At 47.6% G+C, this 13,164-nt stretch carries 13 protein-coding genes; 1 reads left to right on the top strand and 12 read right to left on the bottom strand.

Translation table 11 applies throughout. The features are described 5' to 3' along the window. From V3C10_06840 to V3C10_06795, 10 genes are all read right to left on the bottom strand, one after another. Positions 1-936 carry a DNA adenine methylase gene (locus V3C10_06840; protein WVP64585.1) on the bottom strand — a complete coding sequence of 312 codons (936 nt, stop codon included), beginning with the start codon at positions 934-936 and terminating at the stop codon, positions 1-3. Between the two features lie 49 nt (positions 937-985). Beyond that, a complete protein-coding gene (locus V3C10_06835; protein WVP63523.1) occupies positions 986-2,152 on the bottom strand; it encodes a hypothetical protein in 1,167 nt (388 codons plus the stop codon). Continuing rightward, positions 2,152-3,774 carry a hypothetical protein gene (locus tag V3C10_06830; protein WVP63522.1) on the bottom strand — a complete coding sequence of 541 codons (1,623 nt, stop codon included), beginning with the start codon at positions 3,772-3,774 and terminating at the stop codon, positions 2,152-2,154. The genes V3C10_06835 and V3C10_06830 overlap by 1 nt, the downstream gene beginning before the upstream one ends. Further along, positions 3,768-4,457, bottom strand: a complete 690-nt coding sequence (locus V3C10_06825) for a hypothetical protein (protein WVP63521.1) — start codon at positions 4,455-4,457, stop codon at positions 3,768-3,770. The genes V3C10_06830 and V3C10_06825 overlap by 7 nt, the downstream gene beginning before the upstream one ends. Before the next feature lie 179 nt (positions 4,458-4,636). After that, complete coding sequence (locus V3C10_06820) at positions 4,637-4,843, bottom strand: hypothetical protein (GenBank protein ID WVP63520.1); 207 nt, start codon at positions 4,841-4,843, stop codon at positions 4,637-4,639. A 74-nt stretch (positions 4,844-4,917) separates the two neighbouring features. Continuing rightward, on the bottom strand, positions 4,918-5,298 hold the full coding sequence (locus V3C10_06815) for a hypothetical protein (protein ID WVP63519.1): 381 nt from the start codon (positions 5,296-5,298) through the stop codon (positions 4,918-4,920). Between the two features lie 64 nt (positions 5,299-5,362). After that, positions 5,363-5,908, bottom strand: a complete 546-nt coding sequence (locus V3C10_06810) for a hypothetical protein (GenBank protein ID WVP63518.1) — start codon at positions 5,906-5,908, stop codon at positions 5,363-5,365. A gap of 93 nt (positions 5,909-6,001) precedes the next feature. Then, complete coding sequence (locus V3C10_06805; GenBank protein WVP63517.1) at positions 6,002-6,220, bottom strand: hypothetical protein; 219 nt, start codon at positions 6,218-6,220, stop codon at positions 6,002-6,004. 432 nt (positions 6,221-6,652) lie between these two features. After that, positions 6,653-8,044, bottom strand: coding sequence for a 23S rRNA (uracil(1939)-C(5))-methyltransferase RlmD (rlmD, locus tag V3C10_06800; protein WVP63516.1), 1,392 nt, complete (start codon positions 8,042-8,044; stop codon positions 6,653-6,655). A 436-nt stretch (positions 8,045-8,480) separates the two neighbouring features. Further along, positions 8,481-9,842 (bottom strand): MATE family efflux transporter, encoded by a 1,362-nt coding sequence (locus tag V3C10_06795; GenBank protein ID WVP63515.1) that lies wholly within the window; start codon positions 9,840-9,842, stop codon positions 8,481-8,483. A gap of 201 nt (positions 9,843-10,043) precedes the next feature. On the opposite strand from V3C10_06795, the gene V3C10_06790 reads away from it, so the two are divergent. After that, positions 10,044-10,637: a prolyl-tRNA synthetase associated domain-containing protein gene (locus V3C10_06790; protein WVP63514.1), complete on the top strand. Its 594-nt coding sequence runs from the start codon at positions 10,044-10,046 to the stop codon at positions 10,635-10,637. 267 nt (positions 10,638-10,904) lie between these two features. Here V3C10_06790 and V3C10_06785 read toward each other — a convergent pair whose 3' ends face one another. Both V3C10_06785 and V3C10_06780 read right to left on the bottom strand, forming a co-directional pair. Continuing rightward, positions 10,905-11,558 (bottom strand): cytidylate kinase-like family protein, encoded by a 654-nt coding sequence (locus V3C10_06785; GenBank protein WVP63513.1) that lies wholly within the window; start codon positions 11,556-11,558, stop codon positions 10,905-10,907. A gap of 178 nt (positions 11,559-11,736) precedes the next feature. Next, positions 11,737-12,807 (bottom strand): tartrate dehydrogenase, encoded by a 1,071-nt coding sequence (locus V3C10_06780; GenBank protein ID WVP63512.1) that lies wholly within the window; start codon positions 12,805-12,807, stop codon positions 11,737-11,739. Between the last annotated feature and the right edge of the window lie 357 nt (positions 12,808-13,164).

Genomic DNA, 13,164 nt, shown 5'->3' with positions numbered 1-13,164 from the left:
TCATCCATCCCCTTCCATCAGTCCCGCCGAGAACAAATCCATCTGCTGCGGACCAGACTTCTTCCTCTCCATCGGGTCATAGTTGGTAATAATCACCTCCGGGAATTCACAGCCCCGCTCATACCGCTGCGCCAGGTTGTTGATTCTGGTGACAGCCGTGATGTGGTAATCCTGATACAGCTCCCGGATATAGGCACAGTCATTGTAGCTGACCATCCATTTCCCCAGGCACCTTGCCAGGGCATCCCGCAGCCGCACATGATCCGGCTTGGGAAACTCCACCTCGTAGTGGTCCTCTGTCATGTAGTAAGGCGGATCACAATAAAAAAAGGCGTTCTCCCGGTCGTACTGTCGGATCAGCGCCTCAAAGTCTTTATTCTCAATCACGGTATTAGCTAAGCGGCTGGACGCCTGCCAAATCAAATGGAAGGTCTTACGCACATCAAAGGGCTGGCAGCCAAAGGAAGTGCAGCCGCTCCCATAGCTGTATCGGATTAGTTTGTAGAACGCTGCCGCCTTCTGAACATCCCCAATACTCGCCTGTTCCAGCATCAGCGAGCGGATTTCTTCAAACTCCGGATCAGGAAGGTTATGTCTGGCAAGGTCCAGCTCCTGCGATAAGAACGCCAGGTCAAACTCCTGTTTTTCCAGAAACCGGCGGAGCACATTGAATTCATCCCGGCTGTTTAAGGGAAGAAAGCCCAACAGACGCAGCAGCTCCATGGTATGGTTCTTCACACAATAGTAAAGGTTGACCAAATTGGAGTTAAAGTCGTTGTACACCTCCATCACACCCGGATCCGGCGGTCTGCCGAAAAGCACCCAGCCTCCGCCGCCAAACACTTCGATATATCGCCCATACCCCACCGGAAACAGCTCATAGATTGTGCTGCGCAGCGCCTTTTTCCCTCCTACCCAGGAAATAAAACTATTGATAAGACAGCGCCTCCCTTCTACGCATATTTTTTTCTGTCTTTACGTTCCTTCACTCCATTCCCCCCATCTGCATGCCATGCTCCTGAAGCTCCAGTTCAAAGGCCGGTTCGCGCTGCAGCGCCCCGTATCTCGTGAGTACCTTGCCGAGCCGCACACACTCCTCCATTCCATACAGGTCAAAATCAAAGTTCTGGAATGCCTCTCCTGTCAGGTCGATTTCCATTCCCTCCAGGCACTCCCGGCCATACTTTGCGTATGAAGTCATATGGACATCCAATTCATACCAATTTAACCGCTGAATCAACTCTAACGCTTGTCCAACGGAATCACATTCCTCTGCTTCCACCACAGCTTTCAATTTGAGCAGCTCCTTCTCCGGCAGTTTTGACAGCTCTGTTGCCAGCCGGTTAAAACGGGAAACTGTCTCCTCCCGGCTCAAGAAGGACTCAAAATGTGGGACTGCGCTTCGGATTTCCAAAATCTTACACTGTTCCAGGGATTCCACTCCTAGCCGCCCAAGAGCCGTTCTGCTCTCTGCTTCGCCACAAGGCAATTCCAGCCATACAGACTGCTCCTTATTTCCATAGGATTTTTCCGGCATCAGGTACAAAGATAATAGTCCCCGGCACCCCTCCAATGGTTCAGAAAAATCAAATTTATCATAAACCTCCTTCCATGATTCTCCGTTGCTGTAACCGTATCCATTTCCCGTAAATACCCCCTTCTCCCGCTCCCGGATAAAGGCTCCCACCTTCTTTTCATCCAACAGGGCATATACCTCCTCTGAAAGTCCCAGGAGAATTGGCTCCAGATTATTCGCAAGTGTCATCTCTCCGATTGCTTCATCGCAGATAATGCCCGGCAGGAAATCAAAGCAGTTCAGGTTATAGGTGGCGTTGATGATTGTTTTCATTGTCCGGTCCGGTAACAGCTTAAGCGCCGCTTCATAAGTCCATAATTCCTTCTCTGACATTTGTGACAGCCGGAATGCCAGCAAATTGGCTTCCGCCAGGGTTCCCTTTGCGTGCTGTAAAATGGGTACCAGAAAGTCAGGCCATCCCTTAAAATACCTCAACTCATACGAATGAACATCCGCAACCCTGGCCCGCTGATATACATCTTTGATTGCTTCCCAATAGATCGGAAGATCCACTGCGTCCTGGTAAAACCACTCATTCTCACAGATACGCAGCAAAACCCCCATCTTTTGTTCCATCAAGTCATTCCTCCCATTTGCATTTCCGGCTGCTCCTTTGCAATCCCTTTCAATTCCTGTTCTGTCTGAATCCTCATCTCACCTGTATAGAAATGGACATAAAGGGATACCCCTTCTCCACAGTCGATCTCGCGCTGCTCAAAGCCTTCGCCCCATCCATCAGCCGCCTGCCCGGCCCATTGGTCCTTTATAAATTCCCATTCCTCCGGCTGCAGCTTTCCCCAGCTTTTGACCTCCAGTACCCCCCAGAGCTTATATTGGCAGCTTTCTACAGTGGGAAACATACTGATAACCCTCTGTTTTAATAACTGATGATCCATGTATTCAGCAAGACCGCTTCGCACCTCCTGAATGTAATCTCCTTGAATGGCTTTTTTGATGTCGTATTCATAACCAGGCAGGCTGAGAGCGGGCAGCGTGGAGCTGTATTCCTCCTCATCCTCAATGGTTCCAGCCAGCGGACTGTACAGGCGGGTTACCACAACCTCATCCGGAAGCCTTTCACAGCACCAGTCCTCACAGGCCACCAGACCATGTGCCGTCATCATGACACCATCCCGTTTCAGCAGCTCCTCCCCTAATCCGTACCAGTCCAGATAATTCCTACAGATAGATGTGGCAAACACCGAACCGTCCTGTTCCATTTTAAATCTGGCATACGCTTCCGGGGATCTCATCTCCTCCATGATCTGATACCGACTCAGATTCTTTGCTACCATTGCCGCATCTTCCATGCTCCGCGGACACTCCGCCTCCAGGGCCGCCATCAATCGGTTCACGTTCTGGAGTCCATCGGCTAACACCTGCTCCTTTAACAGCTTTGCAAACTGGTTCAGTGATTCTACATCCTTTGCTAACGGAAGATAACCCTTCAACTCATCCAGGGAGCCGCCGTACTGATTCAGCCTGCACTCGGAAAAATACCGGATTCCCAGAGCCTGCTTGGCCATGCTTTGTTTTTCTTCCTCTGCCGGCAGGGATATGGAGTAATGCAACGGCTTGTTACCAGACATCCGATACAGATGCACCAGGAACAGGCCGTCTTTCTCATAGCCTGGATCCGGCAAAAACCGGTCATATACCTGGGTAAATTCCTTCTCCTCACCTTTTAACACCAGGCCGCTGGGGCAATATGCTCCCTGGTGCGTGTCAAAATAGCGTTCCCGGATCCGTTCAAAGTCCAGCATCGGCCATAGCTCTTCTGGAACTTCGATTTTCTTATCTCTGGATAGCAGTTCCGCCGCGATCCTGCCGGAATCGCTGACATCCCTTAACAGCTCATAATTACTCAGGTTATAGGACAGATTGATGATTTCCTTTAATGTTTCCGGCTCCTCCATCTCCAGCACGACAGAAAGAATGTCCTGTTCCGCCCTTGTCAAATGTCCGAAACGCTCATTTAAAAACTCCAGTTCCTTTTGGGACTGTCTGTCAAACTCCATCCCGTTGATGCAGGACGGCAGCTTCTGGACAGAGGATTGGGAAGAACGGATGGTCAATTCTTTGTTTTCGCGTTCCGCTTCCTCTCTAAGGACATCGATTTTGCTCTTTCCGGCATCGTCCAGTGGAAATACCATTTCTTCTGATTTTCCATTATCATATCCAATTTGAATCGCTAACACTTGGTTTCCTCCTCACTGAGCACGCCCGCTACACCATGCCGGCTGATTAAGATGGCATGGACAATCAAACGCAGCAGACCATCATGAAACAGCTCCGGATCTCCCAGCTCCGAGAGCGTCACATAAGCTTTCCCGGTATACAGTTCCTTCGCCACACAATAGAGCGCATAGCCATCTAAGTCTGACCCGCGCAGGCGGAACCGACTGTAATCGATGGTCCGTTCCTCCACAAAGGGGCCAGCCAGCCCCCAAAGATGGGAGTCAGAGCTTAGTAGGAAAAGTGCGGCTGCAAATCCGGAATCGGTGCGAATACCGGGATAGGAGCCGCAGCGCACCAGAGCCTGGAACCGGCGTCTATGCTCTTCGGTCTCAAATGGGCTGGGATTTCTCCCGGCAACCTCTGCCTGGAGCCTTTCTATCCTCACAGTCAGCGCACACGATGGTAACTCCTCGGTTAACAACGCAAGTAAAACTCCATAGGAAAAGGAGACCTGTTCTCCGCCATCTTCCTCCACTGCCGTCTTAACCGCTGCATACTGACACCCTTCACATGGCTTCGCCTTATGGGATATCGGGTAGTGGCTTCGTATGATTCCGCTTTTCCTCGGCCGGAATCCTGGTGCCTGCTGCATAACACGCTCCAAGTCCGCCATCGACGTTCCTCCTAAAAATCTTGTACTCATGGTTCTCAGTCCTTCCTTACATTGTATTTTACTGGTTTTGGGCAATAAAAAAGCAGCTATGCTCAAATGTAAAATGAACATAACTGCCTGCCCGCGGTCTTTGGGACCATCTATGTGAAAGAGAGAAACATAAAGCTGGTTCTTTTTCTCTCTGAATCTTTTTTGCCTCCGCTTTTCCATCATTGCATTTCCATGCCCTGTGTAATCTGCGCTTGAATGGACTCCTTCTGCGCCATCCGGCAGATATCCCTTGCCTGCTGAACCAGGCCCAGCGCTTCCTCCAGCGCCGTTTTTTCTGCTTCCGAATCGACCGTGGATCTCAGAGCTGTTTTTATTGTTCTTTCTGCCTGTGATAAATCGTTTCTTACACGCTCATAATGCATCATTACCTTATCCTCCCTAATTTGGTATCTGCATCCGTTTTTCTTTCAGCCGTATTCTGGCGGACTTTATCCAGCTATTATCCAAACCATATTTCTTCCATTCGATCCAGCCACGTCATATCCATCTCACTCGCTTCACAAGTGACCTTTTCCATCGTGTATCCCTGTTCCTCCAATCCCTGCCGGATATTCTGCAGACAGTAATTTGAAAAGCTTTCCGCTTCGGCCTCGTTTTCATCATGACACGAGAACGCGTACTCCACCTTCACCTTGTATCCGGAAAATGTAAAATCCAGGTTGCTGGTGATATTTTGGGAGAGTGTTCCGTCTTTCTCGAATGCACTCCTGATGTCCTCGACGATTTTTTCTTTCATCCCTTCAAACATCAGGCGGTTACATTCCCCGTCATTAAAACCGGTATGAAATAACACGGCAGTGTTCACTTCATAATCTCTCATTGGCATAATTTCTCACTTTCATCTGGTATTTTCCTTCACTTCAGAATACTCCGTTTGTTATCTGCTATTCCATTTTTATCTGTTCGGTCTGGCTATCTGGTTCCGCTAAAAGCTGGGCATCTAAAAAAATATAGCCTGTCAGACGCTTCATTCTTTCAAAATCTTCAAACTCCGGCATACACACTGAGACTGTTATCGCATCCAGAATCCGGGATTTTCCCTGTCCGCGGGAAAACTCCAGATGATTTCCCCAATAGCCATCCGCACCAGTATGAATTTCTTCATAGCGTCCGTCCACATGGAGCAGGTATTTTGCGGTATCAACTCCAATTTCTTTTTCCTTGACATCCTGACCTTCGTACATATAGCCATCCACGTAGGTATCGATGGTTTCCTTCGGAGCCATATAAAGTGTCATAGTACGAGACATCTCATCCGGATATTCCTTCATTGGCTCTTCTACTAAAACAACCTTTGCCACAAAGCCTTGTGGCGGTTTGCAATCCACCACAAGGTTTTCCAGCTTCTTCCCTTCATATTCTTCAAAATACATCGGATCGCCAAACTGAACTCGTTTCGGGCATTTTACTGAATAGATTTCTTTTTTCATGGGTCCCATTCCTCCTTCTATGAATTACCAACAGATTTATGACTATATGGATGGAAAGCCATGTTCCTCAAACATGAAGAGCATGGCTCACGGTCAGGTAAAATCCACCATATAGACCGTCTTGCATATTTTCCGGTATTGATTTCCTTTCAAGGCATCGCCTGTGTAGCGGCGTACTTTCCTGTTCAGATATCTTCTGTTCAGGGAAAGCCCGTGCTTCAGTTCCCCCCTGTAGCTATACGGTCCGTTTCCCCTCGACCAGCAGTTTCTTTTCTCTTTGGCTGTCCCTTTTCTTGGCTTCTGCAATGACATCGTTTCCTTATCCCTCCTTCTGTTCATTTGTCAATACAGCATTATACCGGCTTTCTCCAGGAAAGCTATTCCGAAAACCAACAAACAATCGGCGGCTTTCCATTAAAAACTGACAATAAAAATAGGCCACCGAGTCATCCCCAGCAGCCAGCTATTATCCCAATCTATATCAATCCCCTCCAAAACTCCTCCTCGGCTCATTGCAAAGAACTGCAGCCTCCTCTCAATTTTCTGTGTAACAAAATGGTCTATATGCAAAAAAGGATAAACGATTTTTATGCCGTCTATCCTCTGAATTTCCCCTTCCCATCTGTGAATTCCCCTTTGCCATCTGTGGAAAGGCCAAAAAAACGGGGCTAAAATCGGCCGTTTTTTGCTCGATTTTTGCCTCGTTTTTTAGTCAAAAACCACTATATATTGTGGTTTAATCTCTTATTTTCCCTTCAAACCACAATTCCGCATCTGTATTACCACCTCAACATGCCCAGTCCCCCCAAACATATCCACTGGCCAAGCCTCCACAGCCCGATACCCTTTCCCGCCAAACATCCTCAAATCCCTGGCAAGCGTCTCCGGCCCGCATGACACGTAAACCACACGTTTCGGCCCCATCTTGGCAACGGCATCAATAAACTCCTTCGTGCTGCCGCTTCTGGGCGGATCCATCAGTACCACGTCCACGGTCTCGCCCTTCTCCGCCATATTCACCATAAACCGTCCGGCGTCGTTGCAGTAAAACTGGATATTCTTCACATCGTTCATCTTGGCATTCTGAACTGCGTCACGCACCGCATCGGGATTCAGCTCCACGCCAATCACCTCTCCGGCCTTCCTGCTGGCAATAAGGCCAATCGTACCAATCCCACAGTATGCATCCAGCACTCTCTCTTTGCCGGTCAGCCCGGCCAATTCCAGTGCCTTCTTGTACAAAACCTCTGTCTGAACCGGATTCACCTGATAAAACGACTTGGAAGAAATCCTGAAACTCAGCCCGCAGAGAACATCTTCGATATATCCTTTGCCATAAAGCACATGTTCCTTATCTCCCAGAACCATGCTGGTGTTTCTATTGTTAATATTCTGGACAATCGTCGTAATCTCAGGATGTTTTTCCCTGAGTGCCTTCACAAAGTTATTTTTAGATGGAAATACCGGAGAGGCCGTTACCAGAACAACCATAATCTCGCCCGTAGCAAATCCACGCCTTACGAGCACATGCCTGAGAAATCCGTAACCCGTATCTTCGTCATACGTCCGGATTTTAAACGATTTCAGCATTCCCCTGATTGTGCCGATAATCTCATCCGCCTTCTCATCCTCAATCAGGCAGGATTCCACCGGTACAAGAATATGCGTCCCTTCCTTATATACACCGGAAAGAGGATTACCCTTCCTGTCGTGTCCAAATACGGCATGGACTTTATTCCTGTAATGCAGCGGATTTTTCATTCCGATAATCGGCTTAACAGGACAAATACCTTTCAAAAGTTCCTCCATCATTTTTTGTTTTTTAGCAAGCTGCTCCTTATAGGAAAGATGCAGAAGCTGACAGCCGCCACATTGCTCGTAAACAGGACACGGAGACTTTCTTTTTCCAGCATTTCCCTTTCTATCTACAGCCTTACCGCCCTTAAATTCCCTTTTCCCCTGACTCTCCTGCTTTTTTCCCGCTTTGAAATCCCTCTCCGTTTTTTCATTCCATTTCCGCTCTTCACCAAACCGCTTAGTCCCCGGCTCCGCCTTCGTCTGCCTTCTCATCTGACCGCCTGTTCTCTCCTGTCTTCCTGCCTGGCTGCTTCTATTTCCCACTTCTCTTTTCTCCATTCCTGCCTCCGAATCCAAATGCATTATTATCAGTTATAGTTATTTCCGCCAATCATTTTTCACCAACTTCAACCCCTGTTCATCTGTCTAAACCCATTTTACTAAATTTCGCCTTCCTAGTCCATTTAATCCAGCCTCAAACTTTTCCTCATTCAATCACAATACAGCATAGGCAGCGTTATAACTTACTGCAATCTGCTTACCAGCCGCCGCTAAATCCTGTTCAGTAAGCAGCCGAGTTTTTTTCATTCATAAAATTCTCCCTCATTTTCCCAACGCACCAACCGTTCCCATTTTATTCCCCTACAAAACCATAATTCTCAGAAAATTCCATTCAAATTCCATCTTATCCACATTTTTTGCTCGTTTTATCCACTTTTCCACATTCCATCTATCAATCGCGAGCCGATAATCCACAATTTTGTCTGTATCCTGCTCAGGCATCCACACTCCTGAATACCTTTTTCCACCGTTCTTTCTTAAAATGAACGGCAAATATCAGGCCTCTGAGGCACTCGTCAATCGCCATGGCCACCCAGACGCCCTCCAGGCCCCAGCCGAAGATGATTCCAAATACCCAAGCGCCCACAAAGGCCACTCCCCACTGGAAGATGACGCCCACGGCGGTCGGTGTCACGGCATCCCCGACTGCAATCAGGCACTTTGTCATGACAATATTGACGGCCCGTCCTATTTCCAGAAAAATTTCGATAAACAGAATTCTCCGCCCCAGGGCGATAATCTCCGGGTTGTCCGTAAATATTAAAAATGCATAATTGCTGCCCAGAAACAGCAGAATCGCCAGGCCCACACAGGCCGCAAGAGCCACCTTCATCGTGGCGTTCACACGTTTCTGGATTAAATCGATTTTCTTTGCGCCAATCAGATACCCAAGCACAATCTGTGTCGCCGATGCAATTGCCATTGCGTAAACATAGGCCAGATTTGCAAAGATACTGCAGTATCCCTTTGTCACCGTAACCATAGTGCCAAAGGAATTGACAATTCCCAGGATGCACATCTGTGACATATTATAGGAAAAACTCTCCACTCCGGAAGGAATCGCCAGGAAGCAGAGATTCTTCATAATCTGCGTTGGGAACGGTTTCAGAAAATGCATCCCCAGCTTTACATTCGTCCGTTTCATAAAAAGCAGAATCATGAGCCCCAGCCCCACCAGTTTACTGATGTCCGTGGAAATCGCTGCTCCCACCGCTCCCAGTCTCGGCATACCGAACCAGCCGTTGATCAGGATTGCATTTCCGATGATATTCAATACATTCATAACTATTGAAACAATCATTACTTCCTTCATCATGGCAAACGCCCTGATAATGGCTGAAAATGTCAGGTAAAGTCCCTGAACCGTTATAAACGCCCCCACGATAAGCAGATACAGCGATGCTTCGTCAAATATCTCATCCGGCACACGGATGGCCTTATATATGGGTCTGTATCCCACAAACACAAGAACCGTCGACAGGATGCCGACCACTCCAATCATCAGCAGTGACACCATGCATGTCCTGGATGAATTGTCTTTATCATCCGCTCCCAGGTACTGGGACAGAATAACCGTGGTCGCGGTAGCCGCCATGCTGAGCACGATAATCACCAGGTTCATAATCTGGTTCGCATTGACAATCGAAGCCACCGACTGCTGGGATACGCGGCTGACCATCATCTGGTCTATATTTCCCACCAAAAGCTGTAAAAGCAGCTCCACAAAAATCGGCAGAGACATAAAAAACAGGTTCCTGTTGGTATTCATTTTATCTATATCGGTCTGATATCTCATATTTCATCCTTATCCATTCTATATTATCCATATTCTCAACATTTTCCAAACTTCGTTATTATAGTCGAAATGCTCTGCCAGATCAACATGAACCGCAATTAAATATTGATTTTCAGACAAAGCTTTGTATAATAGAAGGATATGGTACCGATTTCCGAAGCGGTATCACCACGATATCAACCATAAAACAGGAGTGATAAAATGAACACAGAAGCCGCACATGCATCCGTTCTCCCACAGGAGATCTACATTGATAGAACATTATATACCGGCCGCCCGGATAATTTTTCAGACCGCCTGCCAAAGGAACAGCGTGTATATACGCTGCTGGACTCTTTAAATGTCCCCTACACGAGAATCGACCACGATCCCACGGAGACCATCGATAGCTGCCACGAAGTGGAGCAGCTTCTTAATATCCGCATCTGCAAGAACCTCTTTCTTTGCAACACGCAGAAGACTAATTTTTACCTTCTGATGATGCCCGGTGACAAGAAGTTCCGCACCGCCGTTTTTTCAAAAAAAATGGGCTGCGCACGCCTCTCCTTCGCCGATGCAGGACACATGGAAGAATATCTCGACATTACTCCCGGCTCCGTCAGCGTTCTGGGACTGATGAACGACCTTGAAAATCATGTCCGTCTCGTGATAGACCAGGACATTTTAAACGATGAATACATCGGCTGCCATCCGTGTATGAACACATCCAGCCTGAAAATTAAGACGGAGGATCTGCTTAAAAAAATTCTTCCGGCCATCCACCACGAATACACACCGGTGGAACTGGAGTGGTAAGGCGGTAACCAGGGCATCCAATATATACAGAATGCAGCAGAAAAGAAGAAAATCCCGTTAGTAAAACATGCAGGCAGGGCATTCCAGCCCTGCCTGCATGTTTTCTCTCTTTTTTCCTTCATCATACCGTATCTTCATGGTGGTATTTTTTATTAGGTATCATCTTGCAGATATCTTTATTCAAATAACTTCATACAAATATCTCCACTCAAACACCCTCATTCAAATATGCTCACTCAAATACCTTCATTCAGATACTTTCATCCCTTATTCCACTGGAAAATCTTTCTCCAAATCATATCCCATCACCGTCAGATAATTCTTAATAATCTTCACCGCACCGTCCACGCCGATTTTGGTCGTATTGATGATCAAATCATAATTATCCAAATCCTCCCAGTCACGTCCCGTATAATATCTGTGATAATCACGGCGCTCTCTGTCAATCCGTTTGATGTTCTTTAATATCTCCTTCTCATCATAGAGATCCTTTTCCCTGATTCTGGCCTCTCTCACTTCCATATCCGCATACAGGTAAACGCGGACCAGTCCGTCCATTCCATTCAGGACGTAATTGGCGCATCTTCCGATAATCACGCAGGATTCCTCCGCCGCCAGCTTCCTGATTACTTCGGACTGGAAACGGAACAGGTTGTCGGCTGAAATCAGGTCTGAGCCAAAGGAAGGTGAACCTTTCTCAGGTGTCAAACTGCTGATGATCTTATAGAGCAGCTTGTTTCCCGCCTTCTCGTCTGCCAGGTGAAAATAGCTTTCCTTGATTCCGCTCTCGTCTGAATTCATCCTCAGGATATTCTTGTCATAAAAACCAAGTCCCAGTTCTTCCGCCAGCCGTCTGCCGGTATCTGCGCCGCCGCTGCCATACTGTCTGCCGATGGTGATAACTACTTTTTTCCCTGCCATAGTAACGCCTCCCCTTCTCATTAATTCGGTTTTATTGTAACTACATTATATCACACTATCTTTCTGTTTTCTATTAATTTTCCATCTTATTCCAATTTGCCAGCGCATTTTAATGTTACGGTTCACACCGCATTGCACTGTGAACAATAACACGCTTCGCGATGCTAAAAATAAAGTTTTATCTGCCGCTGCAAAGCATCTCAATCACTTTTCCGGCAGTCTCCTCCGTTGTGGCGGTACCGCCAAGATCCGGTGTCAGAGATTTCCCCTCTTCCAAAACAGCCTCAATAGAAGACAAAATCTTTTTCCCCCAGTCCTCATGGCCGAAGAAATCCATCATCTGGCTGGCGGACCATATTGCCGCCAGGGGATTCGCTTTTCCCTGACCCGCTATGTCCGGCGCGGAGCCGTGAATCGGCTCAAACATGGAGGGATATTTTCGCTCCGGATTCAGGTTGGCTCCGGCGGCCAGTCCCATTCCTCCGGCTATGGCAGCTCCGAGATCCGTCAAAATATCACCAAACAGGTTGGATGTCACGACAATCTCAAACCGCCACGGTTCTTTCACCATCAGCATACTTGCTGCATCCACCAGGTAGGAATGTGTTTCCACATCGGGGTATTCCGCACTGACCTCCTTAAAAATCTGATCCCAGAATACCATAGAATAATTGAGCGCATTTCCCTTGCTGATGCTCGTAAGGGATTTCTTCTTTTCCCTTGCCAGCTCAAAGGCATACCGGATAATTCTCTCGCAGCCCACTCTCGAAAAAACGCCGTCCTGTATTACTACTTCATTCGGTTTCCCCCTGTACAGCCAGCTTCCGCTTCCGGCGTACTCCCCCTCACTGTTTTCCCGCACAAAGATCATATCAACCTCTTCCCGCTTCACGTCCTTCAGAGGGCAGGGTGCACCCTTCAAAAGCACAATCGGCCTCAGGTTCACATACTGGTCGAAACTCTTCCTTATTACAAGCAGAAGATCCCACAGTGAAATATGATCCGGCACTCCCGGATATCCCACGGCCCCGAGATAGATTGCATCAAATTTCTCCAGTTGGCTGATTCCGTCCTCCTCCATCATGCGGCCATTTTTCAGATAATATTCACAGCCCCAGGGAAACCAGGTAAACTCAAACCGGAAACTTCCATCCAGTTCAGCGGCCTTCTTAAGAACCCGCACTCCTTCCCTGATTACCTCCGGGCCTACACCGTCTCCGGGTATTACGGCTATTTTATGTACTTTCATTAGTTTATCCTCCTGTTCAATTATTTGGGGATTTAATTGAAGAATGAGAACGCCGCCGTTATCGGAGTTCGGGATGGTGAGGGGAGGTTGTGAGTCTTCAGTCCCGGTTTGCAGGTTGTCGCGGGTGGGGAATCCGGCCTGCGGCCGCTGATTTGTTCTTATTCCTTCAAAGGGGAGAGGTATTGTCGCTACCGCTACATTTCCTCGAATTCCGGGAGAATGCCTTCCCTGTATGGTATTCAATTGATGAATCAGAGCTCTAGCTCCTGACCTATCCTTGAATAACCATTGAATTTTTTGCTTCATCATATGATTTAGCTTTGTATTTATCTCTGAAGCCAGCCCAAAATACCTTCT

This window comes from [Clostridium] symbiosum, from assembly GCA_036419695.1.
Lineage (GTDB): Bacteria > Bacillota > Clostridia > Lachnospirales > Lachnospiraceae > Otoolea > Otoolea symbiosa_A.
This window is presented reverse-complemented; position numbering and strand designations above follow the sequence as displayed.